At 74.3% G+C, this 26291-nt stretch carries 13 protein-coding genes; 12 read left to right on the top strand and 1 reads right to left on the bottom strand.

Annotation, left to right across the window (positions count from 1 at the left end; all coding sequences use genetic code 11):
• Positions 1-38: 38 nt before the first annotated feature.
• The 10 genes from OG435_RS00965 to OG435_RS00920 all read left to right on the top strand — a co-directional run bounded on the left by OG435_RS00965 (position 39) and on the right by OG435_RS00920 (position 24144).
• Complete coding sequence (locus tag OG435_RS00965; protein WP_266874805.1) at positions 39-7448, top strand: amino acid adenylation domain-containing protein; 7410 nt, start codon at positions 39-41, stop codon at positions 7446-7448.
• A 128-nt stretch (positions 7449-7576) separates the two neighbouring features.
• On the top strand, positions 7577-9217 hold the full coding sequence (locus OG435_RS00960; protein WP_266874804.1) for an argininosuccinate lyase: 1641 nt from the start codon (positions 7577-7579) through the stop codon (positions 9215-9217).
• On the top strand, positions 9183-10157 hold the full coding sequence (locus OG435_RS00955; RefSeq protein WP_266874803.1) for a kinase: 975 nt from the start codon (positions 9183-9185) through the stop codon (positions 10155-10157). Before OG435_RS00960 ends, OG435_RS00955 begins: the two co-directional genes overlap by 35 nt.
• Before the next feature lie 2 nt (positions 10158-10159).
• Positions 10160-12427, top strand: coding sequence for a pyridoxal-phosphate dependent enzyme (locus tag OG435_RS00950; RefSeq protein ID WP_266874802.1), 2268 nt, complete (start codon positions 10160-10162; stop codon positions 12425-12427).
• Positions 12428-12501: 74 nt separating this feature from the next.
• Positions 12502-12726 carry an MbtH family protein gene (locus OG435_RS00945; RefSeq protein WP_266874801.1) on the top strand — a complete coding sequence of 75 codons (225 nt, stop codon included), beginning with the start codon at positions 12502-12504 and terminating at the stop codon, positions 12724-12726.
• A complete protein-coding gene (locus tag OG435_RS00940) occupies positions 12719-14521 on the top strand; it encodes a condensation domain-containing protein (protein ID WP_266874800.1) in 1803 nt (600 codons plus the stop codon). Before OG435_RS00945 ends, OG435_RS00940 begins: the two co-directional genes overlap by 8 nt.
• Positions 14518-17718, top strand: coding sequence for a non-ribosomal peptide synthetase (locus OG435_RS00935; RefSeq protein ID WP_266874799.1), 3201 nt, complete (start codon positions 14518-14520; stop codon positions 17716-17718). Before OG435_RS00940 ends, OG435_RS00935 begins: the two co-directional genes overlap by 4 nt.
• Positions 17719-17737: 19 nt before the next feature.
• Positions 17738-21091 (top strand): non-ribosomal peptide synthetase, encoded by a 3354-nt coding sequence (locus OG435_RS00930; RefSeq protein ID WP_266874798.1) that lies wholly within the window; start codon positions 17738-17740, stop codon positions 21089-21091.
• A gap of 126 nt (positions 21092-21217) precedes the next feature.
• The gene (locus tag OG435_RS00925; protein ID WP_266874797.1) at positions 21218-22789 is read left to right on the top strand and encodes an amino acid adenylation domain-containing protein; all 1572 of its coding nucleotides are present in this window, start codon (positions 21218-21220) and stop codon (positions 22787-22789) included.
• Between the two features lie 47 nt (positions 22790-22836).
• Complete coding sequence (locus OG435_RS00920; protein WP_266874796.1) at positions 22837-24144, top strand: MFS transporter; 1308 nt, start codon at positions 22837-22839, stop codon at positions 24142-24144.
• On the opposite strand, the gene OG435_RS00915 is transcribed toward OG435_RS00920, so the two are convergent.
• Positions 24138-24365 (bottom strand): response regulator transcription factor, encoded by a 228-nt coding sequence (locus OG435_RS00915; RefSeq protein ID WP_266874795.1) that lies wholly within the window; start codon positions 24363-24365, stop codon positions 24138-24140. The two genes, OG435_RS00920 and OG435_RS00915, sit on opposite strands and share 7 nt — an antisense overlap.
• Before the next feature lie 249 nt (positions 24366-24614).
• On the opposite strand from OG435_RS00915, the gene OG435_RS00910 reads away from it, so the two are divergent.
• The gene (locus OG435_RS00910) at positions 24615-25661 is read left to right on the top strand and encodes a helix-turn-helix transcriptional regulator (protein ID WP_266874794.1); all 1047 of its coding nucleotides are present in this window, start codon (positions 24615-24617) and stop codon (positions 25659-25661) included.
• A gap of 110 nt (positions 25662-25771) precedes the next feature.
• On the top strand, positions 25772-26284 hold the full coding sequence (locus OG435_RS00905; protein ID WP_266874793.1) for a hypothetical protein: 513 nt from the start codon (positions 25772-25774) through the stop codon (positions 26282-26284).
• Positions 26285-26291 lie beyond the last annotated feature (7 nt).

Genomic DNA, 26291 nt, shown 5'->3' with positions numbered 1-26291 from the left:
CGCGTACCAGGCACCGGTGCGGCGTCGAGGGAGTTGTCTTGGCCAGTCACGTTCCGATCGAACGCCCTGTGGAGCCGTCGTTCAGCGCGTTCCGTGCATCGGCAGCCCAGCAGCGCATGTACTTCCTCCAGCAGATGGAGGAGGGCCGGCCGACTTACCACATGCCGGTCTTCTACGGCCTGGAAGGGCCCGTGGACGAGACCGCGCTCCGCGACTGCGCGCAGGAACTGATCGACCGGCACGAGGCGCTGCGCACCCGCTTCGTCCTGCGGGACGGCGAGTTGTGGCAGCACATAGACACCGGGGCCGTGCTCGCCTGGTCCTCGGCTACCGCGGCCGGGGACCGGGGCGTCGAGGAATGGATGGCCGCCGAACACCACCGGCCCTTCGACCTGGAGGCCGGACCGCTCTTCCGCGCGGCCCTGCTGCACACCCCCGACGGCGCCGTCCTCGCCCTCGCCATGCACCACATCGTCGCCGACGGCTGGTCCGTCGGGATCCTCGCCCGTGAACTCCTCGCCGCGTACGCCCGGCGCGCCGACGGTCCGCTGTCGGAGCCGGCCGAGGAGGGCCCGGAGTACCAGTACGCCGATTTCTCCGAATGGCAGGAGGAATGGCTCCGGGGCGAGACCGCCCGGCGCCAGCTCGCCCACTGGGAGGAGCGGTTGGGTGGCGAACTGCCCGACGCACCCCTGCCCCGGGACGGCCGCCCCGGGTCGGGAGCGGCGCCCGGCGCGGCGGCGCTGCACTCCTTCGACGTGCCGGACCCGGTGCTCGCCCGAATGGAGCGCCTGTGCCGCGACACGCACAGCACCCCCTACATGCTGATGCTGGCTGCCTTCCAGATCGTGCTGGGCCGGTACACGGGCACCGAGGACGTGCTCGTGGGGACGCCGGTGGCGGGCCGCAACCGCAAGGAGTTCCAGGACACGGTCGGCCTGTTCGTCAACACGCTGGTGATCCGCGCGGACCTGTCGGGCAACCCCGCGTTCCGGATCCACCTCGAACGCGTACGGGACACCGTGCTCGACGCCCAGGACCATCAGGACCTGCCCTTCGAGCGGGTCGTCGACCGGATCGCGCCGGGGCGTACGGGGGAGGACGCGCCGCTGTTCCACGTCATGTTCGGCCTGCACGACGAGGACGTCATGACCGACGGTCTGCCCGGACCGAAGGCCCGGATGCTCGAAGGGCCCGCCGGAACGGCCAAGTTCGACCTCACCTTCGACGTCGTACGCAGCGGCGGGGCGACGAGCTGCCGGCTGGAGTACCGCGCCGACCTCTTCGAGGCGGACACGATCGAGCAGTTCGGCCGGCACTTCGCCCGCCTACTTGGCGCCGCCACCGAACACCCCGAACTGCCGCTCGCCTCCCTGCCGATGCTGTCGGGCGACGAGCGCGCCGGCATCGGATCCCCGCTCACCGGCGATGCTCCGCGCCCGCCCCGCGGAATCCTCCCGCAGGCCCCGGGCGAACTCCGCTGTGTCCACGAGCTCTTCGCGGACCACGCCGCCCGCACCCCCGAGGCCGTCGCCCTCGTCCACGAGGGCGCATCCCTCACCTACCGCGAGCTCGACACCCGGGCCAACCGGCTCGCCCACCGGCTGCGCGCCCTCGGCGTGGGCCCCGACACCCTCGTCGGACTGTGCCTGCCCCGCTCCGCCGACCTCGTCGTCGGTCTGCTCGGCATCCTCAAGGCCGGCGGCGCCTATCTGCCGCTGGACCCCGACAACCCGCCCGAGCGGCTGCGCCACATCATCGGCGACGCACGCCTCGCGCACGTCGTCGGCACCACCGCCACCCGGGATCTGTGGGATGCCCCCGCGCACGCGGCAGACCCGGACGCCGCCGACCCCCACACCCCGGCCCCCGCCCTGCACACCGTCGACCTGCTCGCCGACGCCCCGCTCCTGGCCGCCCAACCGGACACCGCCCCGCAGACCGGTGTGACCCCGGACCATCTGGCCTACGTCATCTACACCTCCGGCTCCACCGGCCTGCCCAAGGGCACCCTCGTGCCCCACTCCAACGTCACCCGGCTGTTCTCCGCCACCGACCACTGGTTCGGCTTCGGTCCCGAGGACGTGTGGTCCCTCTTCCACTCCATCGCCTTCGACTTCTCCGTGTGGGAACTCTGGGGGGCCCTCGCCCACGGCGGCCGCCTCGTCGTGGTCCCGTACGGGACGAGCCGCTCGCCCGAGGAGTTCCACCGGCTGCTGCGCGCGGAACGCGTCACCGTGCTCAACCAGACCCCTTCCGCCTTCTACCAGTTGGCCCGCGTCGACGAGGAACACCACCGCACGGCCGGTGCGGCCGGGTCCGGACTGAGCCTGCGGCACGTCGTCTTCGGCGGGGAGGCCCTCGACGTCGCGGCCCTCGCCGGCTGGTTCGCCCGGCACGGCGACACCGCACCCCGCCTGGTCAACATGTACGGCATCACCGAGACCACGGTGCACGTCACCTACCGGCCGCTGACCGCCCGCGACGCCGAGGAGGGCCGCGGCAGCGTCATCGGCGTGCCCATCCCCGACCTGCGTCTGCACCTGCTCGACGCCCGCGGCCGGACCGTCCCGCGCGGAGCCGTCGGGGAGCTGTACGTCGCCGGCGCGGGCCTGGCCCGCGGCTACCTGCGGCGGCCCGAACTCACCGCCGAGCGCTTCCCCACCGTGCCCGCCGACGGTACGGCCGGCCGCGTGGCCGACGCCCCAGCCGGGCTCTCGGCCGGCGAGCGGCTGTACCGCACCGGCGACCTGGCGCGCGCCCTGCCCGACGGGGACCTCGAGTACCTGGGCCGCATCGACCACCAGGTCAAACTGCGCGGCTTCCGGATAGAACTCGGCGAGGTGGAGGCGGCCCTGGCCGCCCACCCCCGCGTCGACGCCGCGGTCGCACTCGTCGCACCGGATCCCGCGGGGACCGACGTCCTCGTCGGCTACCTCGCCGTGACCGGGGCCGAGGACGGCGCCGGTCCCACCGTGGAGGAGCTGCGCGCCCACCTCGAGCAGCGACTGCCCGGCTACATGATCCCCGGCGCGTTCGTCACCCTGCCCACCTTCCCGCTGACCGCCAACGGCAAGACCGACCGACGCCGCCTGCCCGCCCCCGGCTCGGTCGCCCGGACCCCCACGGCAGCCTACGAAGCACCCCGCGGGCCGATCGAGACCGCGCTCACCGAGGTCTTCGCGCAGGTCCTCGGGCACGAACGGGTGGGAGCCCTCGACAACTGGTTCGCCCTCGGCGGGGACTCCATCCGCTCCCTCCAGGTGCTCGCCAGGATCCGGGAACGCGGCCTCGACCTCACCGTCGCCGACCTCATGCGCCGCCAGTCGGCCCGTGCGCTCGCCCCCGTCGTGACCCGGCCGGCGCCGGCGCCCGGCGGCGCAGCCCCGTACGAGCCGTTCGCGCTGCTCACCCCCGAGGACCGCACCGCCCTGCCCGGGGGGCTGGAGGACGCCTACCCGATGACCCGGCTCCAGGCCGGCATGCTCTACCACAGCGACCTGCCGTCGGCCGGCGGGCGCGTCTACCACAACGTGGCCTCCTACCTGGTCGAGGCGCCCTTCTCCGAAGCCGCCTGGCGGACCACCATCGACGTCCTCGCCGCCCGGCACGAGATGTTGCGCACCTCCTTCGACCCGCACGGATTCACCGAACCCCTCCAGCTCGTGCACCGCGGCGCCCGCCCCGAGATCACCTTCGAGGACCTGTACGGCCTCGACCCCGAGGCGCAGGACACCGCCGTCGCCGCCCGCTACGCCGCCGAGCGCGACCGGCCCTTCGCCTGGGACCGCCCCCCGCTCATCCGCTTCCACGTACAGCGGCTCTCGGACACCCGGCTCCGCCTGTTCGTCGCCGAGCACCACGCCGTCCTCGACGGCTGGAGCGAACGCTCGCTCCTGACCGAACTGGCCTCCTGCTACACCGAGGCGCTCGCCGCCCGCACCCCCGGGGACCGCCCCTCCCCGGACGCGGGCCCCCGCTCCCGGTTCGCCACCTTCGTCGCCCTCGAACGGGCCGCCCTGACGGACCTCGGGCAGCGCGCGTTCTGGACCGGCAAGGCCGCCGACGCCCCCGCGACCCGGCTGGCGCGCCCGGCGGCGACCGGCGGACCCACCCGCATGTCCTGGTACCTCGCGCCGCTCCCGCAGGGGCTGCACGCCCGGCTGACCACCCTGGCCGCCGAGTGCGGCGTACCGCTGCGCACGGTCCTGCTCGCCGCCCACCTGCGGGTCATGGCCCTGCTGGGCGGCGGCGACGCGGTCACCACCGGAGTGGTCCACAACGGGCGGGCCGAGGAGACCGACGGCGACAAGGTAGTCGGCGCCTTCTTGAACACCCTGCCGCTGAGCGTCGAGGTCACCGGGACGCCCTGGCACGGTCTCGTCGCGCACGTCGCCGAGCTGGAGGCCGAACTGCACGCGTACCGGCGCTTCCCGCTCGCCGAGATCCAGCGCCTGTCCGGGGGCGGCCCGCTCTTCGAGACCTTCTTCAACTACACCCACTTCCACGTGGAGCAGGACGGTCCCACCGGTGGGACCTTCACCGTGCTGGAGGAGACCGGGGAGGCCGGCACCGACGTCGCCTTCGGCGCCGAGTTCTCCCGCAGCCCCGACGGCTCCCTGCTCGAACTCGGCCTGCGCTTCGACGCCGCCCAGTTCTCCGAGGAACAGATGGAAAGCGCGCACGCCTCCTACCGGGCCGCCCTGCGCGACCTGTCCGAGGCCCCGGACCGCGACTGCACGGCCGCCGACCTGCTCCCGGAGACCGAGCACCGCCGCTACGCCGAGTGGAACCGGACCGCCGTCCCCTACCCGCGGCCGCACGTCCTGACCCGGCTGATCGATGAGCAGATCGAGCGGACGCCCGACGCCTCAGCCGTCCGCTTCGAGGGTGCCGAACTGACCTACCGCGCCCTCGGCGCCGGGGCCGACCGGGTGTGCGCGGTCCTGCGCGAACGGGGCGCAGGCCCCGGTACCTTCGTCGGCCTGCTGATGGAACGCTCCCTCGCCCTGCCCATCGTCCTGCTCGCCGTCCTGAGGTCCGGCGCCGCCTACGTCCCGCTCGACCCGGAGCACCCGGCGCCGCGCGTGCGGTCCCTGCTCGCCGAATCGGGCATCGGCCTGGTCGTCACCGACGGAGCGTGGGCGGACCGGCTGGAGGGCTCCGGGGTCACCGTCGTACGGCCTCAGGACACCCCTCGGGACGCCCCGGCCGCCCCGACGGCCACCCCGAGCGGCGCCGTGGACGCCTCCGGTCCCGGCACGGGCCCCGGCCCCGCCGACCCGGCGTACATGATCTTCACCTCGGGATCCACCGGCAAGCCCAAGGGCGTCGTGGTCTCCCACCGCGCCATCGCCAACCGGCTGCTGTGGATGCAGGACGAGTACGGCCTGACACCGGGGGAGCGGGTGCTCCACAAGACGCCGTACACCTTCGACGTCTCCGTGTGGGAGCTCTTCTGGCCGCTGCTCACCGGCGCCATCCTGGTCCTCGCCCGCCCGGGCGGCCAGCGCGACCCCGGCTACCTCGCGGCAGTGATCCACGACGAGGGCGTCAGCACGGTGCACTTCGTCCCGTCGATGCTCAGCGTCTTCCTCGACGAACCCGAGGCCGTTACCAGGGCGGCGGGCCTCACCCGGGTGGTGTGCAGCGGCGAGGCCCTCCCGTACGAGGTGCAGCGCAGGTTCTTCGAGCGGCTGCCCGGCGTGGAACTGCACAATCTCTACGGGCCCACCGAGGCGGCCGTGGACGTCACGTACTGGCAGTGCCGGCCCGACGGCGGCGACACCGTGCCCATCGGCCGGCCCATCGCCAACATGCGCACCCACGTCCTCGACCGGCGCCTCGCCGAGGTCCCCCTCGGCGTCACCGGAGAGCTCTTCCTCGAAGGCGTCGGCCTCGCCGACGGCTACCACGGCCGACCGGACCTGACGGCCGAGCGCTTCATCGAGCACACCGGCCCCGACGGCGTCACCTGCCGCCTCTACCGGACCGGCGACCTGGCCCGGCACCGCCCCGACGGAGCCCTGGAGTACGCGGGCCGCACCGACCACCAGCTCAAGATCCGCGGCTTCCGCGTCGAGCCGGGGGAGATCGAAGCGGTCCTCGCCGAACACCCCGGCGTCCGCGACTGCGCCGTCCTGCCCCGCGGCGAACGCCTCGTCGGCTACTTCGTCCCCGAATCGGCCGGCCCGGGCACCAGCGCCGCACCCGCCCCCGGTGACCTGGCCGTCCACGCCCGCGAACGGCTCCCCGAGTACATGGTCCCGTCCGCCTGGGTGTCCCTGGAGACCCTCCCGCTGACCGCCAACGGCAAACTGGACCGCGCCGCCCTGCCCGCCCCGGACCCCGCCGACCTGCGCGGCGGGGTGGAGCCGACTCCGCCCCGCGACGCACTCGAATCCCGCCTCGCCGGGATCTGGGAGCGGCTCCTGGCCGCCGGCCCGGTCGGCGTCCACGACGACTTCTTCGAGTCCGGCGGGCACTCCATCGACGCCCTGCGCCTGATCGGCCGGATCAACCAGGCCTTCGGCGAACGGCTCGGCGTCTCGGCCGTCATGGAACACCCGACCGTCGCCCGGCAGGCCGACCTGCTGCGCGGCCGCCACGCCGGGGCGGCAGCCGACCCGGTGGTCCGCATCCGGCCCGAGGGCACGCTCGACCCGCTCTTCCTCGTGCACCCGATCGGCGGAAACGTCTTCTGCTACCGGGCCCTGGCCGCCGAACTGGACCCCGACCGACCGGTGTTCGGCCTGACGGCGCCCGGGCTCACCGCCCCCGACCCGGTGTCCGGGGCCACCGTCGAGGAGCTGGCCGCGGCCCACGTGGAAGCCCTGCGCCGGATCCGGCCCGAAGGCCCCTACCATCTGGCCGGCTGGTCCTTCGGCGGGCTCCTCGCCTACGAAATGGCCGTCCGGCTGCGGGCCGCGGGGCAGGAGGTGGCGACCCTCGCCCTGCTGGACACCGGCTACCCGGAGCCCGCCCACGTCCCCGCGGACGAGTGCGACCTGCTGGAGTGGTTCCACGAGGACCTGGCCCGCTCCGCCGGCTTCGACCCGTCCGACGAGGGCGTGTCGGCCCTGCACAGCGAGCTGCGGGGCGTCACCGGCACCACGGCCCGCCTCGCCGTCCTCACCGAACAGGTGGAACGCGAGGGCTTCGCTCCCGGACTGGACCCGCGGGACCTCGCCCGGCACTACGCGGTGTTCCGTACGGGGATCCGCGCCGCCGCCGCGTACGAACCGCCGGCCGCCCCCTGCCCGGTCCTGTTCCTCCAGACCCGCACCGGGGGCCGCGAAAACGCCGCAGACCGGTGGGCCGGGCGGGCCGCGGCCGGCTTCACCCGCCACGACGTCCCCACCGACCACTACGGGCTGATGCGGCCGCCGCACATCAGCCGGGCCGCCGCCCTGCTGAGCACCGCCCTCGCCACGGCCGACCACTGCTGAGCCGGGCCCGTAGGCCCACCCACTTCGCCCTCGCCCCGGCCCGTGCCGCGCCCTCGCGCGCCGCACGCCGACGAGGCATGCGCCGACGCACCTCGCGCCCCGCACCAGAACAGGAACGGAAACACCACGTGACGAGCGATACTCCGGGGCCCACCGCCCCCGAACTGAGCGGCCGCATCCGCGGCGGCCCCGCGGAACTCCTCCACGACGAAGTGCTCGCCCCGCAGTTCGCATTCGAGTCCCGCCACCTGCTGCGCCACTACGTCGCCATCGAGAAGACCCTGGCCGCCGAGTACGTCCGCATGGACCTGATCACCGCCGAGGAGGCCCGCCGGATCGCGGCCCTGCTGGACTCCGTCGGCCCCGACACCCTCAGTGCGCAGCCCGGCGCCAACATGTCGGACATCGCCTTCGCCCTCGAACGGCACGTCGAGGCGGGCCTGCCCCACCCGGTCGTCGCCTGGCACGCCGACCGCAGCCGCAACGACCTCCAGGCCTGCGCCCAAGTGATGTACGGACGCGACCAGCTCACCCGGTTCGCCGCAGCCCTCCACGAACTCGGCTCCGTCGTCAACCGGTTGGCCGAGAAGACCTGTAACCTGCCCATGCCGGGCTACACCCACTTCCAGGCCGCCCAGATCATCACCCCCGGCTTCCACCTCGCCGCGCTATCCGAGCACCTGCTGCACACCCACGCCCGGCTGCTGAACGCCTACGACGGCATCGACGCCTCCCCGCTGGGCGCCGGTGCCATGGCCGGCCAGGAACTGCCCTGGGACCGCGACCGGATGGCTCGGCTGCTCGGGTTCTCCCGGCCGCAGCCCCACGCCCTGACCGCCGTGGCCTCGCGCCGCTGGAGCGCCGAACTGACCGCGGAGCTCAGCCTCCTGGGTACCGCTCTGAGCCGCTTCACCACGGACCTGCTCACCTGGGGCGGCAGCGAGTACGGCTTCATCGAACTGCCCGACGAACTGTCCGGCATCTCCTCCGCCATGCCGCAGAAGAAGAACTACCCCGTCCTGGAGCGGATCCGCGGACGCACCGCCCACCTGACGGCCTTCCACTTCGACGTGCTCCTGGGCCAGCGCAACACCCCCTTCTGCAACCTCGTCGAGGTCTCCAAGGAGGCCGGCACCCACCTGCTGAACGCCTTCGACTCGGCCCACGGCACCGTCCGCCTCCTCACCGAGGTGCTGCGCCGGCTCACCTTCCGCGCCGACCGCATGCGCCAGGTGTGCGCACGCGAGTTCCTCGGCGGCTTCAGCCTCGCCAACGCCCTGTGCCTCACCGAAGGGGTACCCTGGCGCACCGCGCAGGTCGTCGCCGGCAAGTACGTCGTGCTCGCCGCGACGGCGGGCGCCGCTCCCGCCCCGGGCGAGCCCGCCCTGCTGGCCGAGGCGGCCGCCGGACACGGCATCACCCTCAGCGACCCCGCCCGGCTCCTCGCCGAGGCCTTCGACGTCGACCGGGGCCTGGAGCGCATGGTGTCCGCCGGTTCGGCCCGCCCCGAGGCCGTACGCGCCGTCCTGCGCACCCAGCAGGAGACGTACGAAGGGCTCGCCGCCGAGTGGGAACGGCGCGCGGCCGCGATGCGGGCGGGCGCCGAGGAGGGCGACCGGGCCCTGTACGGCGCGACCGGCACGGCCACCGCCACTGCCACGGGCACGGGCACGGGCACTGCCACCGCCACCGGCACGGGCACCGCCACCGAGACCGAGGAGCAGGAGGACGGCGATGGCACCCGCACCCGCGTACGGCGCGCGCACTGATACCGCCGGGGCGATCTCCACCGCCCCCGCCGGATCCGGCAGCGCCTTCGGCACCTTCGGCGAACTGCTCCAGGGCGCCCTGTCCCACCCGCAGGGAGACTTCCTGGTCACCTTCCCGCTGGCACGCTGGGCCACCGCCGTCTTCCACCCCGTGCCCGGCCGGCCGGGCGTCCAGGTGCGGCCGGCGCACAAGGCCAAGTCCCGCCGGGTCGCCGAAGCCGTCCTGGCCGCCCTCGGCAGCACGGACGGCGGCCTGCTGGAGGTGGTCGGCGACCTGCCCGAGGGCAAGGGCCTCGCCAGCTCTTCCGCCGACCTCGTCGCGACCGTACGTGCCGTCGGCGCCGCCCACGGCCGCGCCTTCACCCCGGCCGAGACGGAGGACTTCCTGCGCGGCATCGAACCGGCCGACGGGGTCATGTACGACGAGATCGTCGCCTTCCACCACCGCGAGGTGCGCCTCGGCCGCCGCCTCGGCGTGCTCCCCCCGCTCACCGTCGTCGCCCACGACGAGGGCGGGCAGGTGGACACCGTCGCGCACAACCGGGCCGCCCGGGCCATCGACTCCACGGACCGCGCGGAGTACACGCTCCTGCTGGACCGGCTCACCGCGGCCGTGGCCTGCTCCGACCTCCAGGAGGTCGGCGCCGTCGCCACCCGCAGCGCGGAGATGAACGCCCACCGCCGCCGGCGCGCCGGGTTCGCGCACCTGCACGCCCTGTGCCGCGAGGTCGACGGCCTGGGCCTGGTGCTCGCCCACAGCGGCACCATGCTCGGCGTCCTCCTGGAGGCGGGCGACCCCGCCCTCGCCGGCAAGACCGAGCACATACGGGCCGGCTGCGCCGCCCTCGGCGGAGAGACGTCCGTCCACCGCTCCCTGGGCGGCGGCGACAGCTGGAGCCCGACGGCCGCGCCCGTCCACCCCACCGAGCTGGAGATCTGAGCATGCTGTTCGACACCGTGACGGACGCGATCGGGGCCACCCCCCTGGTCCGGCTCCGCCTGGGCGAGGCCCGCGGCGTGGAGGTCTACGCCAAGCTGGAACTGCAGAACCTCTTCGCGATGAAGGACCGCGTCGCCCGCAACATCCTGCTGGAGGCCCGGCGGCTGGGCACCCTGAAGCCGGGCGACCCCGTCATCGAGAGTTCCTCGGGCACCATGGCCCTCGGCGTCGCCCTCGTCGGCCGCTCCCTGGGCCACGAGGTCCACATCGTCACCGACCCGCGCATCGACCCCGTCACCCTCGCCAAACTCCGCGCCCTGGGCTGCCGGGTGCACATCGTCGGGGCCATGACCAGCCACGGCTGGCAGAGCGCCCGTCTGGAGCGGCTCGCGGAGCTGCTCGACGAACTGCCCGGCGCCTTCTGGCCGCAGCAGTACACCAACCCCGACAACCCCGGCGCCTACCGCACCCTTGCCGGTGAACTCCTCGAAGACCTCGGCCGGTTCGACACCCTCGTCGGTGCCGTGGGCAGCGGCGGCTCCCTCTGCGGAACCGCCCGCGCCCTGCGCGCCACGCTGCCCGGGCTGCACGTCGTCGGCGTCGACTGCGTGGGCAGCGCGCTCTTCGGCCAGCCCGACGTACCGCAGCGCCTGCAGAGCGGCCTGGGCAACAGCCTGCTGCCCAAGAACCTGGACCGCACCCTCGTCGACGAGGTGCACTGGCTCAACGACCACGAGGCCTTCGCCGCCACCTGGGACCTCGCCCGCGAACAGCAGATCTTCGGCGGCAACACCTCGGGCTCCGTCTACCGGGTCCTCACCGGCCTCGCCGAGCGCGCCGAACCCGGCACCCGGATCGTCGGCATCCTGCCCGACCGCGGCGACCGCTACGCCGACACCGTCTACAACGACGAGCACTGGGACGCGAACAGGCTGCGCGAGGTGCCCACCGCCACCGCACCGGCCGCCCTCGGCCCCGACGGGACCGTCCGCACCTGGTCCACCCGCGCCTACGCCCCGCCCGCCGGGCTCCGCCGGCACCTGCTGTTCGTGGAGTCCAACACCACCGGCACTGGCATGCTGGCGCTGGAGCGGGCCCGCGAACTGGGCACCGTACCCGTCCTGCTGACCGGCGACCCGGACCGCTACCGGGGACTCGCGGACACCGGCGCCGAGGTGGTGCGCTGCGACACCAACTCCGACGCCGCCCTGCGCGCCGCCGTACAGGAACGCTTCCGCCGCGAGGAGATCGCAGGCGTCACCACCACCAGCGACTTCTACGTACCGGCCGCCGCCCGGATCGCCCAGTGGCTCGGCCTGCCCGGCAACCCGCCCGAGGCGGTGGCCCTCTGCCGCGACAAGTCGGCCCTGCGCGAGAGGCTGCGGGCCGCGGGCGTCCGCCAGCCCCGCTACGCCCTGGTCCGCGAGCCGGACGGAGCCGCGGCCGCCGTCACGCTCACCGGACTGCCCTGCGTGGTCAAGCCGGCCGACGACTCGGGCTCCACGAACGTCCTGCTCTGCGCCGACGAGGACGAGGCCCGCGCCCAGATCGAGCGGATCCTCGCCACCGACACCAACGTGCGGGGCATGCCCACCGCACGCACCGTCCTCGTCGAGGAGTACCTGGAGGCCCCCGAGTACAGCGTCGAGATGTTCAGCCGGGACGGGCAGGCTGAGTGCGTCGGCATCACCGCCAAGTCGGTGACCGCGACCCCGTACTTCGTCGAACACCGCCACCTCTTCCCCGCCCCGCTGCCCGCCACCACCGCGCGGCGGATCACCGAGACGGTGACGGCGGCCCTGGACGCGGCCGGGATCCGGCTGGGAGCCACCCACACCGAGGTCAAACTGACCGCCGACGGACCCGCCCTCATCGAGATCAACCCCCGCCCGGCCGGCGGCATGATCCCCGAACTGATCCGGCTCGCCACCGGGGTCGACCTCCTCGGCGAGCAGCTCCGCGCCGCACTCGGACTGCCCCCGCACGTGAAGGCCGAGGACGCCGGCCACGCCGGCATCCAGTTCCTCCTCGCCGACACCGACGGCATCCTCACCGCCGCCCACGGCACCCGGGCCGCCGAAGCCGTCGACGGGGTCGAGTCGGTGCTGGTCACCGCCGCCCCCGGCACGCCCGTGCGCAGCCCCCGCAACGCCTCCGACCGGCTCGGGCACGTGATCGCCCGCCACGGGGAGCCCGAAGGCGTGCACGCGGCCCTCGACGCGGCACGCGCCCTGATCCGCCTCGACATCGAGGCCGCGCCCCGCTCCTGATCCACCACCACCGTTCCTCCCACGAGGCGCCGTACGCCCCGTACGCGCGCACCCGAACCGAAAGGCGAACCGCCGTGAGCAACCCCTTCGAGAACGACAACGCCTCCTACGTCGTCGTCCGCAACGACGAGCTCCAGCACTCCCTGTGGCCCGCCGCCAACCCCGTCCCGGCCGGCTGGAACGTGGTGCACGGCCCCGACGGCCGCCAGGCCTGCCTGGACCACGTCGAGCGCGTCTGGACCGACATGCGCCCCGCCTCCCTGGTGGCCGCCCTCGCCGGAAACACGCCCCGTGGCTGAGCCCGCCCACCGCACCGAGCCGCCCGCCGGGACCGACCCCCTACGGACCCTGCGCACCCTCTTCGCCGACGTGCTCGGCCACGGCGAGGTCGACGCGGGCCACAGCTTCACCGGGCTGGGCGGAGACAGCATCCAGGCGATCCAGGTCGTCAGCCGCGCCCGCGCGGCCGGCCTCGTCCTCACCACCCGTGACGTGCTCCGCGCCGAGAGCGTGACCGCGCTCGCCGCCACCGCCCGCGCCCACGGCCTGGTACGGGCCGCCGCGGGCCCGGCCGTGCCCCCGCGCCGGCTGGGCCCGCTGACCCCCACCCCCATCATGGGCTGGCTCGCCGAACTCGGCGGTCCCGTCGCCACGTACAACCAATCGCTCGTGGTGCGCACCCCGCCGGGCTTCGGGGCGGCCGACGCCCAACGCACCGTACAGGCCCTCCTCGACACCCACGAGATGCTCCGGCTGCGGCTGCCCGACGGGATCGCCGCGACCGGCGCCGAGCCGGTCGTACCCCCCGCGGGCTCCGTCACCGCGGCGGACCTGTTCGACCACGTGGACGCCCGAGGAGCGGGCGACGCGGAACTGCCCGCCCTGACCCGGGAGCGGATGCGGGCGGCGCGGCGGCAGCTCTCGCCCCGCGACGGCCGGATGCTGCGCGCCGTCCTGATGGACCGGGGAGCCGGACAGCAGGGACGCCTCGCGCTCGTCGTCCACCACCTGGTCGTCGACGGAGTCTCCTGGCGCATCCTCCAGGACGACCTGCGGACCTGCGCGGCGGCCCTCGCCGCGGGCCGCGAGCCGGTCCTGGAACCGGCGCACACCCCCTTCGTGCACTGGGCCGACCTGCTGCGCGCGGAAGCCACCTCCGGCCGCCGGACAGCCGAGGCCGACCGCTGGGCGGCGGCCCTGCGCGAGGCCCCGCACGCCCTCGCCGGGGTCCGCGCGCCCGGCGGCCTCGACCCCGAGAGCCCGGAGCACACGCTCACCCTCACCCTCGGCCCGGACGTGACGGGTCCCCTGCTCACCACCGCGCCCGGCCTCGTCAACGGCACCGTCAACGACGTCCTGCTGACCGCCCTCGCCCTGGCCGTCCTCGGCCGGCGCGGCGCCGACGGCGCGGACGGACCGGACGGACCGGACGAGGAAGGAGTCGTCCTCGTCGACGTCGAGGGGCACGGCCGGGAGGACATCGCCGACGGAACGGACCTGTCCCGCACCGTCGGCTGGTTCACCACCGTCTTCCCCGTCCGCCTCGCCCTCGGCAGCCCCGACCTCGAAGAGGCCCGGGCCGGCGGACCGGCGATCGGAGCCGCCCTGCGCCTCGTCAAGGAGGAGCTGCGCGCCGTACCGGACAAGGGCATCGGCTTCGGCCTGCTGCGCCACCTCAACTCCCACACGGGAGGGGACCTCGCCGCGCGGGGCATTCCCCAGATCGGGTTCAACTACCTCGGCCGGTTCCCGATGGGCGGCGACGCGCCGTGGGACGCCGCCCCCGGGCACGCCTTCGCCCTCGACGACGCCGACGAGGGACTTCCGATGGCGCACGCCGTCGAGGTGAACGCGGCCGCCCACGAGGGCCCCGACGGCCTCACCCTCAGCGCCACCTGGACCTGGGCGGGCGACGCCCTTGAGGGCCCGTGGGTCCACGACCTCGCCCAGGAGTGGTTCACCATGCTGCGCGCCGTCGTCACCCATGCCGCACGCCCGGACGCCGGCGGCCTGACCCCCTCCGACGTGTCCCTCACCCGGGTCAGCCAGGCCGACCTCGACACCTTCGAATCCCAGCTCGGAGCCCTGCTGTGATCCCTCTGTCCCACGCCCAGCAGCGATTGTGGTTCCACGCCCGCGACGGCGCCGACGGCGCGCTCTACCACATCCCCGTCGGGCTCCGGCTCGGCGGCGCCCTCGACCGCGCCGCCCTGCACGCCGCCCTCGCGGACGTCAGCGCCCGCCACGAAGCGCTGCGCACCGTCTTCCCCGACGAGGCGGGCCGCCCGTACCAGCGGGTCCTGGACCCGGCGGACGCCGCCCCGGCGCTCACCGTCACCGACTGCCCGGCCGCCGACCGCGCCGGGCGGGCCGCGCAGGCGTCGTCCCGCCCCTTCGACCTGCGCACCGAACCACCGCTGCGCGCCGACCTCTTCACCGACGGGGGCGAGGACCACTACCTGCTCCTGGTCCTGCACCACATCGCGGGCGACGGACACTCCGTCAACATCCTCGTCCGCGACCTCGCCGCCGCCTACACCGCCCGGACGGCCGGCCGGCCGCCCGAGTGGCCCGAACTGCCCGTCCAGTACCCGGACTACGCGTTGTGGCAGCGCGAACTCCTCGGCCCGGCCCAGGACCCCGACTCCCTGCACGCGCGGCTGCTCACCCACTGGGCGACGGCCCTCGACGGCCTGCCCGACGAACTGGCGCTGCCCGCCGACCGGCCGCGACCGGCCGTCGCCGGCCACCGGGGCGCGGTGGTGGAGGCACGGACCGACGCCGCCACCCACGCGGGTCTGGCCGCACTGGCCCGCAGCGGCCGCGCCACGCCGTTCATGGCCGTCCAGGCGGCCTTCGCGGTCCTGCTCACCCGCCTCGGCGCCGGCACCGACCTGCCGCTTGGCTGCCCCGTCGACGGCCGGGACGACGAAGCCCTCACGGACCTCGTGGGGCTCTTCGTCAACACCCTGATCGTGCGCGCCGACACCTCCGGCGACCCCACCTTCGGGGAGGTGCTCGACCGGGTGCGCACCGCCGCCCTGGCGACGTACGCCCACCAGGAACTGCCCTTCGAATCGCTGGTCGAACGCCTCAACCCGGCCCGCTCGGCGGCCCGGCACCCGCTCTTCCAGGTCGCCGTCGCCGCCCAGCGCACCGAGCCGCAGATCCCCGCCTTCGCGGGCCTGACCGCGCGGGCGGAGGCGCTGCGCACCGACACGGCCAAGTTCGACCTCACCCTGGAGGTCGAGGAACTCCACGACCCGGCCACCGGAGCACCCGCGGGCCTGGCCCTCGGCCTGGAGTACGCGAGCGACCTGTTCGACGAGGCAACGGCCCGGCGCCTGCTGGACCGGCTCGTCCAGCTGATCGGCGCCGTCGTCCGCGAGCCCGGGACCCCGGTCTCCGCACTCGACGTACTGCTGCCGGGGGAGCGGGCCGACCTCCTCGAGCACTGGCAGGGCGCGCCCGTCGCCGCCGACGCCCGCACCGTCCACGAGGCCTTCGCGGAGCGGGCCGCCGCCCATCCGGACCGGCCCGCCGTGCTCTGCGCGGGCCGCGGGACCACGTACGCCGAACTCGACGCGGCGGCCGAGCTGTTCGCCGGCCGGCTGCGCACCCTCGGCGTCCGCCCCGGCGAGGCCGTCGCCGTTCTGATGGACCGCTCGGTCGACCTGGTGGCCGCCTGCCTGGGCATCCTCAAGGCCGGAGCCGCTTACCTGCCGCTGGACGTCCGGGCTCCCGGCGCCCGTACCGAGGCCGTGATCGCCGCGTCCGGGGCCGCCGTCCTCGTCACCGACGTCCCGGAGGGCGGGTCCGCACCGGCGGGGGTGCGCCACGTACTGCGCCCGGCGCAGCCTCCTGCCGAAGGCGACGCCGAAAGCGCTGCGACGGCCGGCCATCCCGACGCGCTCGCCTACCTGATGTACACCTCCGGCTCCACCGGCGCCCCCAAGGGCGTGGCCGTCTCTCACCGCGAGGTCGTCGCCCTGGCCACCGACCGGCGCTGGCGCGGTGGCGCGCACGAGCGGGTCCTCTTCCGTTCCCCGCACGCCTTCGACGCCTCCACCTACGAGCTGTGGGTGCCGCTGCTGAACGGCGGGCTCGTCGTCGTGGCACCCCCCGGCGACCTCGACGTCGACGCGCTGGCCCGGCTGATGACCGAGGAGGAGGTCACCGGGACCTTCCTCACCGCCACCCTCTTCAACGTCCTCGCCGACCACTGCCTGCCCGCGCTCGGTTCCCTGCGCGAGGTGATGACCGGCGGCGAGGCGGCCTCCCCGTCCATGGTCCGCCGGGTCCGCGAGGCCTGTCCCCGCACCACCGTCACCAACGCCTACGGCCCCACCGAGACCACCACCTTCGCCGCGACCTTCGCCGTGGGCCCCGGCCAGGACGCCCCCGACGGGTCGGTGCCCATCGGCCGCCCGCTCGACGGTACGCAGCTCCACGTCCTCGACGAACGGCTCGGCCTCGCCGAGCCCGGCGTCACCGGCGAGCTCTACATCGCCGGCGCCGGACTCGCGCAGGGCTACCTCGGCCGGCCCGCGCTGACCGCCGAACGCTTCGTCGCCTGCCCGTACGGCCCCCCGGGCGCCCGCATGTACCGCACCGGCGACCTCGCCCGCTGGAACGCCGACGGCCAGGTCGAATACCTGGGCCGCGCCGACCGGCAGGTCAAGATCCGGGGGCTGCGCATCGAACCGGGGGAGATCGAGCACGCCCTGGCCGGCCACCCGGCGGTGGGCCAGGCCGCCGTCACCGTCGTGGACACGGCCGCCGGCGCCGCGCTCGCGGGCTACGCGGTCCCGGCCGGGGGAGCCACCGCACCCACCCCGGCGGAACTGCGCGCACACCTGCGCGCCCGGCTGCCCGACTACATGGTGCCCACCACCCTGACCCTGCTCGACGCCTTCCCGGTGACGGCCAACGGCAAGACCGACCTGGCCGCCCTGCCCGCGCCGGACCCGACGGCCGGAGCCGCCGGGGCCCACCAAGAGCCGCGCACCGACGAGGAGCGCACCCTGTGCGCGATCTGGGAGCAGGTCCTCGGCCTGCCGCGGATCGGCGTCCACGACAGCTTCTTCGACCTCGGCGGGCACTCCCTGCTCGCCACCCAGCTGCTCGCCGAGGTCCGGACGCGGTGCGGAGCCGCCATCGGCATCCGCCAGTTCTTCAGCGGCCCCACCGTCGCCGAACTCGCCGCTGCCCTGCCCGCCGCGGCCGCCGCGGGCGCCGCCGCGCAGGACCCGCCGATCGTCCGCCAGGCCCGCCGCACCCAGACGGCCTGACCCCAGAAGGAACCCCACGATGAACCACCCGCCGTCCACCCCCGTTCCCACCGCCGCGCCCGCCTCGGCTCCCACCCCTCCTCCCGCCGCCCGCTCGCTGGTCGAGGACGTCCTGCCGCTGTCCCCGCTCCAGGACGGCATCCTCTTCCACGCCCTCTTCGACGAGGACGAACGCGACGTCTACGTGGCCCAGTTGCTCCTCGACCTCGACGGCCCCCTCGACCCGGACCGGCTGCGCGCCGCCGCCGACACCGTCCTGGAACGGCACGCCAACCTGCGCGCCGGCTTCCTGCGCCGGGCCACCGGCGAACCCGCCCAGGTCGTCCAGCGCGGCGTACGGACCCCCTGGCAGGAGGTGGACCTGACCGGGCTCGACGAGACCGGGCGCGCAGCCGCCGTCGACACCCTCCTCGCCGAGGACCGGGCCACCCGCTTCGACCTCGCCCGGCCGCCACTGCTCCGCTTCACCCTCATCCGCACCGGCCCGCGCTCCCACCGGCTGCTGCTGACCTACCACCACATCCTGATGGACGGCTGGTCCTGGCCGGTCCTCGTGCGCGAGCTCCTCGCCCTGCACCACGCCGACGACGCGCCCCTGGGCCCGGTCACCCCGTACTCCGCCTTCCTCGGCCGGCTCCACAGCCGCGACACCGTCGCCGCCCAGGACGCCTGGACCCGCGCGCTCGACGGCCTCGCGGGCGGCACCCGCACCGCGCCCGTGTCCCCGCCGCCCGGCACGGTCCTGCCCGACCGCGTCGAGACGTACCTCCCCGCATCCCTGACCGAACGGCTGGGCACCCTCGCGCGCGGCCACCGGATCACCTCCGGAACCCTCCTCCAGGGCGCCTGGGCGCTGCTGCTCGGCCGCCAGATCCGCTCGGAGGACGTGGTTTTCGGCGCCATCGTCAGTGGCCGTGACCCCGAACTGCCCGGCGTCGCCGACATCGTGGGCCTGTGCATCAACACCGTGCCGGTCCGGGTCCGCATCGACCCCGCGGAGCCGCTCGTCGCGCTGTTCGAGCGGCTCCAGGACGAGCAGGCACGGCTGATCGACCACCACCACCTGGGTCTGGTCGAGATCCAGAGGCTCGCCGGAGCCGGGGAGCTCTTCGATTCCTGCGTCGCCTTCCAGAACTACCCGGTCGACGCGGCCGGCCTCGCCGCCCTCGGCGCGGGCGGGCTGGAGGTCACCGGAGTCGACCCCCACGACGCCGCCCATTACCCGCTCTCGCTGACCGCCATTCCCGGCGACCGGCTGCGTCTGCAGATCGACTACCGACCCGACGTCTTCGAACGGGGCACCGCCCGGGCCCTGCTGGAACGCCTCGCCCGGCTCCTGCAGGCCGTCGCAGACGACCCGTCGTGCCCGGTGGGCACCGTGGACCTGCTCTCCCCGGCCGAACGCCACCGCGTCCTGGTCGAATGGAACGACACCGCGCGCGACGAGCGGTACGCGGAGGTCGTCGAGCGGGTACGGCAGCAGGCGGAGCGCCGCCCCGAGGCCGTCGCCACCACCGACGACACCGGCCGCGAGCTGAGCTACGCGGCCCTCGTCGCCCGCGCCGACGCCCTCACCCTCGCCCTGCTCGCCGACGGGGTGCGCCCCGGCGACCTGGTCGCCGTACTCAGCGAGCCCACCACCCGCGTCCCCGTCGCGATGCTCGCCATCCTCGGCGCCGGAGCGGCGTACATCCCCCTGGACCCCGAGGGCCCCGTCACCCGTACCGCCGACCTCCTCGCGAGCGGCGGGATCAGCCGGCTGCTGGCCGCACCCGAACAGCGCGCCCGCGCCGAGGAGATCGCCGCCGCCGTCCCGGGCGGCCTGCCGGTCCTCGTGATCGACTCCGCCGACCACGTCGACTCCGCCGACCACGTCGACTCCGCCGACCACGTCGACTCCGCCGACCACGTCGACTCCGCCGACCACGTCGACGACACAGCCGTGTCCGGCGAGCGCCCGGCGCCGGCGGGCGGTCGCGATGCCCTCGCCTACGTCTGCTTCACCTCCGGCTCCACCGGCAAGCCCAAGGGCGCCATGGTCCACCGCCGGGGCATGAACAACCACCTCCTGGCCAAGGTCGAGGACCTCGCCCTCGGCGAGGGCGACCGCGTGGTGATGAACGCACCGCTGACCTTCGACATCTCCGTGTGGCAGATGCTCGCGCCGCTGATCACCGGCGGGCAGGTCCACCTCGTCTCCCGGGACACCGCCCGCGACCCCGCCGCGCTCTTCGGCGACGCCGCCCGCCGGGGAATCACCGTCATGGAGACCGTGCCGTCCTTCGTCCGCGCCGCCGTCGACCTGTGGGACACCGGGGTGCAGCCGCCGGCCCTGCCTGAGCTGCGCTGGTTCGTCGTCAACGGCGAGGTGCTGTCTCCCGAACTGTGCACCCGCTGGTACGCGCGCCACCCGCGGGCCGCGATCGTCAACGCCTACGGCCTCACCGAGTGCTCCGACGACAACACCCACGCCTTCATCGGGCCCGACGTGCACGCCCAGCTGGAACACGGCCGGCTGCCCGTCGGCCGCCCGCTGCGCAACAACACCCTGTACCTGCTGGACGCCGCGCTCGCTCCCGTACCGCCCGGCGTGCCCGGCGAGCTCTTCATCGGCGGCACCGGCGTCGGCCCCGGCTACCTGCGCGACCCCCGCCGCAGCAGCGAGCGCTACGTCCCCGACCCCTTCAGCGCCGTGCCGGGCAGCCGTATGTACCGCACCGGCGACCTCGCCCGGATGCGGGCCGACGGCCAGCTCGACTTCCTCGGCCGGCAGGACCACCAGGTCAAGATCCGGGGCAACCGCATCGAACTCGGCGAGGTGGAGACCGCGCTGCGCGCCGTGCCCGGCGTGGGCGAGGCCGTCGTCGCCGTCGACCGGGACCACGCGGGCCAGCAGCGGCTCGTCTGCTACTTCACCGGAACGCCCACGGCCGAGCAGGTCCGCACGGAACTGGGCCGCAACCTGCCCAACTACATGGTGCCGTCGCTCTTCCTGCACCTGCCGCATTTCCCCCTGACGGTCAACGGCAAGCTCGACCGCAAGGCGCTTCCCGATCCGGCCACCGTGCACCGCCCGGCCGGCCGGCTGCCCTTGACCCCCGAGGAGAAGGCGGTCTGCGAGATCTTCGCGTCCGTCCTCGGCCTCCAGGAGGCGGGCATGGACGACGACTTCTTCGCCCACGGCGGCCACTCCCTCCTCGCCACCCGGCTGACCGGCCGCATCGGCACCGAGCTCGGGGTACGGCTGGGCATCCGCGACCTCTTCGAGACGCCCACCCCGGCGGGCATCGCCGCCCGTCTGGCCGAAGCCGCCGAAGCGCCCGCCGCCCCCGCCCGCCCCGCCCTGGGCCCCCGCTCGCGCGACGGGGCCTGACCGCACCCGACCGCACCCGACCGGCCCCGACCGCACCCGACGGGCCTCGGCCGGCCCCGGCCGTGCCGCGGCCCCCCGGGAAGAGCCGCCCGCATCCCGCCCGTACCCCCAGGAGACACCACCACCATGAGCCCGACCGAGACCACCCCCGTGCCCCTGCGCATCGCGCACCGGGCCGGGATCACACCCGAGGCCACCGCGGTCCGCGCGGCCGAGGGGGAGCTGACCTACCGCCAGCTCGACCGGCGGGCCCGGGCGGTGGCCGAGGAGCTGCGTGCCACCGGCGCCGGACCGGAGGACACCGTGCTCCTGGGGGTGCGCCGGGGCATCCACTGGGCGGTGGGGCTGCTGGGCATCTGGTACGCGGGCGCGGCCGCCCTCCTCGTGGACCTCGACGCCCCTGACGAGCGGCTGCGCACCCTGCTGGACGCCGCCGGCACCCGGCACGCGGTCGCCCCGGACACGTACGCGGCCGCGATGCTGCAACGCCGGACCGGGTGCGAGCTGTTCTGGGCCGCCACGACCACCGCATCCGCCACGACCACCGCCCCCACGATCACCGCCGCAGCCACGGCGGCCGAACCGCCCGCCTGTATCGCCCCGGGCTCGCTCGCCTACGTGCTCTTCACCTCCGGCTCCACCGGGCTGCCCAAGCCCGTGGCGGTCGGCCACGCCGGACTCGCCGCGCAGGTCCGCACCCTGGCCGAACGCTACGGGCTGACCGCCGGGGACGCGGTGCTGCAGTTCGCGGCCCCCGCCTTCGACGTCAGCCTGGAGGAGGCGCTGCCCACCTGGTGCACGGGCGGCACGGCCGTCTTCGTCACCGACAACGTCCTCGCACCCGCCGAACTGGAGCCGTTCCTCGCGGAGCAGCGGATCAGCGTCGTCAACCTGCCCACCCCGTACTGGACGCAGTGGGCCAAGGACCTGGAGCGCGCCCCGCGGGCCCTGCCGGGTGCGCTGCGCCGCGTGGTGATCGGCAGCGACGCGGGCCGGACCGCGGACCTGGTGAACTGGGCGGCCGCCGGGCACCCCCCGGTGGTCAGCTGCTACGGCCTCACCGAGTCCACGATCACCGCCATCTCCTACGAGCCCGGAGCGGCGGAACTGGCCGGCTTCGCGGGCGACGAACTGATCCCGCTCGGCGAACCGCTGGCGGGCGTACGCGCCTACGTCCTCGACGAGGAGCTGCGCGAGGCGCCCCCCGGCACCCCGGGCGAGCTCTACCTGGCGGGCTCCTGCCTGGCCCGCGGCTACCACGGCCGGCCGGCGCTGACCTCCGAGCGCTTCGTCGCCGACCCGTTCGCCGGGGCCCCGGGCGCGCGCATGTACCGCACGGGCGACCGGGTCACCCGGGCACCCGGCGGCCCGCTGGTCTTCCTCGGGCGCGCCGACGACCAGGTCAAGATCCGCGGCCACCGCGTCGAACTCAAGGAGGTGGAGGCGGCCGTGGCCGCTCACCCGGACGTGGTCGACGTGGTCGCCCGCGCCGTCGCGGCGGCCGGCGGACCGCAGCTGGCGGCCTGGGCCGCCCTCACCCCCGGCAGCGCCCTGACCCCGGATGCCCTGCGCCGTCACCTTCTGGCCAGAATGCCCGGGTACCTCGTACCGACCACCGTGACCTTGATGGAGAGGCTTCCGCGCACCCCCGGCGGCAAGCTCGACCCCCGGGCGCTTCCCGCGCCCGCCCTCCGATGAACCAGCGACCCGCGGACCCCGTCCGCACCCATACAAGGAACGCACCCGTGTCCGTCACCACCGACGAGTCCACCGATTCCGTGCACAGCGTGGAGCACCGGCAGCGCAGGGACTTCCGTCTCTTCATGTCCTCGCACATCTGCAACGAGCTGGGCAGCAGTATCACCTACGTCGCCCTCCCGCTGATGGCGGTGCTCACCCTGGACGCCTCGGCGATGCAGGCGGGCCTGCTGGCGGCCGCGGAACACGCGGCCTTCCTGGTACTGGGCCTGCCGGCCGGGGCATGGGTCGACCGGATGCGCAGGCGCCGCGTGATGATGGCCGCCGACCTGGCGCGCGCCGTCCTGCTGACGGCGCTGCCCGTGGCCTACCTGCTCGGCCTGCACTCGATGCCGCTGCTGTACGCGGTCGCCCTGCTGCTGGGCTGCGCCCGGCTGTTCGGCGACGTCGCCGACCAGAGCTACCTGCCGACGCTCATCGGCAAGGACACCCTGACCGCGGGCAACTCGAAGCTGGAGACGGTGCGGTCGGGCGCCGAGTTCGCAGGCCCCGGCATCGCCGGCTTCTTGGTGCAACTGCTCGGCGCCGCCGGGACGCTGGCCGGCCAGGCCGTCACCTCGCTGGTCTCCGTGGTGCTGCTGGGGCGGATCGGCGTCCGCGAGGAGAAGCCGGAGCCCGCCCCCCGCCGCCACCTGCTGCGGGACATCCGTGAGGGGCTGGACTACGTCCTGAGCCACCGCGTCCTGCGCCTGATCGCCCTCAACACCGCGGCCGTGAACCTGTTCCTCAGCGCGGTGATGGCCATCGAGGTGCTCTTCCTGACCCGGACCGTGGGGCTGCCGCCCGCGGCCGTCGGCTGGGTGCTGACGACGGCCACGATCGGCTCGGTGCTCGCGGCGACCGTCGCGGACCGGGTGAACCGGGCCGTCGGCGCGGCCCGGCTCACGTGGCTGTCCCTCTTGGTGACCATGCCGTTCGGGCTCCTGCTCCCGCTCGCGGACAAGGACTGGAGGATCGGACTCTTCGTCCTGGGCTCGTTCGTCCAGTCGGCAGGTGTCACCCTCTACAACATCTGCCAGGTCACCTACCGGCAAACCGTCTGCCCGCCGCACCTGCTCGGCCGGATGACCGCCACGATGCGCTTCCTCGTGTGGGGCGTCCTGCCGCTGAGCGGCCTGTTGGCGGGGTTCCTCGGTGAACTGCTGGGTGTGCGCGACGCGCTGTGGCTGTGCGCCGCCGCCCTGTCGCTGGCCCCGCTGGTCCTGCTGTGCTCCCCGCTGCGCCGGATGCGCGAGTTCGAGGACGAGGCCGTGGATCCGGACACCGTCGCCCCGGCCGGGCGGGAGACTCAGTAGCCGAGCCGGAAGGCGATGTGGGTGAGCTGGGTTCGGTTGACCGAACCGGTCTTGCTGCGCAGCCGCCGCAGGTAGGTGTCGACCGTGTGCGGGCTCAACCCCATCTGGCAGGCGATCATCCGGTACGTGTGTCCCTGCGCGAGGTAGGCGAGCACCTCGTGCTCGCGGGGGGTCAGGGCGGGCAGTTCCGGTGGGGGGGCGGTGAGGGTGCTGTCCAGCATGTGGGGCTCCGGATTCCGGATCGATGGTGAAGGTGAAAGGGGACGGGGAGGGTGCCCCCGGGCGACGGTGCGATCATGCTGTGCGTGATCGCACCGTTTCGGTCGTCCCGGGTCTTGAAGTGGCCGGATCCCCGCCGCTGTTCGTCTCGAACAGCCTTGCCCACTGCATATCCTGGCGCCAGGGGGCGGGCACCTCACCAAGGTGCCTTGCAGCAAAGCGACCCGGGGTGAAAAGTGCAAAGTAGGGCAATGCAAAAATCTGATGTGGCGCCGGATCTGGAGAACGCCGATGCTGACATCGATGTCTACGGCTGGGTGCTCGAACACCGCACCGTAGACGAGGACGCGGTGGCCGCCGGCACGGGGCTCGATCCGGTGGAGGTCTCGCGCAGCGTGGAGCGTCTACGCGCGTCGCGGCTGCTCCACGTGAGCCCGGTGGACCCGTCGGTCGCCTTCGCGGTGGCGCCGGATACCGCCGCCGAGCAGCTCGTCGCGCCGCTGGAGGCGCGGATCCGTGACCAGCAGCGGGAGATCAGCGGCATCCGTGAGGACTTGGGGCGCTTCCTGCCGCGCTACCTGGGCCGCCGCTCCACGAGGGAGTCGCTGGAGGTCCTGGAGAGCCTGGAGGACGTGCGCGGGGCACTGAACCGGGCCTCGCTCAAGTGCGCCACCGAGATGCTCAGCTCACAGCCCGGGGGCGGCAGCAGGGTGCCGGAGGCGATGCAGGAGGCACTGCGGCGGGACGAGACGATGCTCCAGCGGGGCATCTCGATCCGCACCCTCTACCACCACACGGCCCGGTTCAACGGACCGAGCCAGGCCTACGTCGCGGCCACGTCCGCCCTGGGGGCGCAGTACCGCACGGCGCACGAACTGTTCGGCCGGCTCATCGCCTTCGACCGGGAGCTGGCCTTCATCCCGGTCGCCGACGGCAGTTGGGGCGCCGTGGTGATCCGCGAGCCCTCCACCGTCGCCTACCTGTGCAGCATCTTCGACCAGACCTGGGACCTGGCCTCGCCCTTCTCGGCCGCGGCGGGCCAGGGGCTGGAGGAGGTGGCCCGGGAGATCCACGAAACGATCATCCGGCTGCTGGCGGCCGGGCTGAAGGACGAGGCCATCGCCAGGCGCTTGGGCATGTCGCTGCGCACGGCCCGGCGCCACATCGCCGACATCATGCACGAGCTCGGCGCGGGCAGCCGCTTCCAGGCGGGCGTGGCGGCTGCCGCGCGCGGCCTGCTGGACCCGGACCCCGAAGCCGAACAGGCGGCCGAGGCGGAGGGCGCGGAGACGACCTAGCACCCTCCTGACCCGGATGTCACGCGTTCTCGTGTCTGTCGCAGGTGGCGGGTGTGTCGCATGCTGCTGGGATGAGAGCTGCCGAGTCGCCGAAGCAAGAGGGACGTGCCATGGATGTGACGGACGCGGGCCGCGGTCGGGAGACCCCGCACCTGCGGGAGATCGTCCTGTTCCTTTCGGTCCACCTGGACCGGGCGCCGGGTGTGCTCTGGCCCGAGTACGACAATCCCGCGTTCGGCGATGCCGATGGCGCGGGCGCCCTCCCGGCGGAGGGCGGTGTGCGGCCGGCCCAGGCGGACCGCTTCGCCGCCGACTTGGGCGCCCTGACCGGACTGTCCGTCCGGTTGGACCGGGTAGAGACCCCCGGATCCAGCCCGGGCGGGGGCGTGGACGCCGTCTGGACCGCGCAGCCCGGAGGCCGGGAGCACCTCTTGGTCCACCAGATCGCCGGCGCCGTGACCTGGCAGCTGATGCGCACCGGCGAGAGCGGCCGGCCGGAGTCTTTCCAGTGCCGGCTGCTGCCGGGCGAGCTGCTGTACGTACCGGCAGGCTGGTCGCGCCGGTACGTCGACGCGCAGGGAGCCCAGTACGCCGTCGTCTGTCTCGGCCCCCAGGGCGGCTGACGGCGGG

Source organism: Streptomyces sp. NBC_01264, assembly GCF_026340675.1.
Lineage (GTDB): Bacteria > Actinomycetota > Actinomycetes > Streptomycetales > Streptomycetaceae > Streptomyces.
Note: the sequence above shows the minus strand (reverse complement) of the source record. Positions and strands in the feature narration are given on the sequence as shown.

Excerpts from the sequence above, each read along its gene's own strand:
- OG435_RS00950 (WP_266874802.1), top strand. The coding sequence starts at position 10,160 with ATGCTGTTCGACACCGTGACGGACGCGATCGGGGCCACCCCCCTGGTC.
- OG435_RS00905 (WP_266874793.1), top strand. The coding sequence starts at position 25,772 with ATGGATGTGACGGACGCGGGCCGCGGTCGGGAGACCCCGCACCTGCGG.
- OG435_RS00930 (WP_266874798.1), top strand. The coding sequence starts at position 17,738 with ATGAACCACCCGCCGTCCACCCCCGTTCCCACCGCCGCGCCCGCCTCG.
- OG435_RS00910 (WP_266874794.1), top strand. The coding sequence starts at position 24,615 with ATGCAAAAATCTGATGTGGCGCCGGATCTGGAGAACGCCGATGCTGAC.
- OG435_RS00925 (WP_266874797.1), top strand. The coding sequence starts at position 21,218 with ATGAGCCCGACCGAGACCACCCCCGTGCCCCTGCGCATCGCGCACCGG.
- OG435_RS00955 (WP_266874803.1), top strand. The coding sequence starts at position 9,183 with ATGGCACCCGCACCCGCGTACGGCGCGCGCACTGATACCGCCGGGGCG.
- OG435_RS00915 (WP_266874795.1), bottom strand. The coding sequence starts at position 24,365 with ATGCTGGACAGCACCCTCACCGCCCCCCCACCGGAACTGCCCGCCCTG.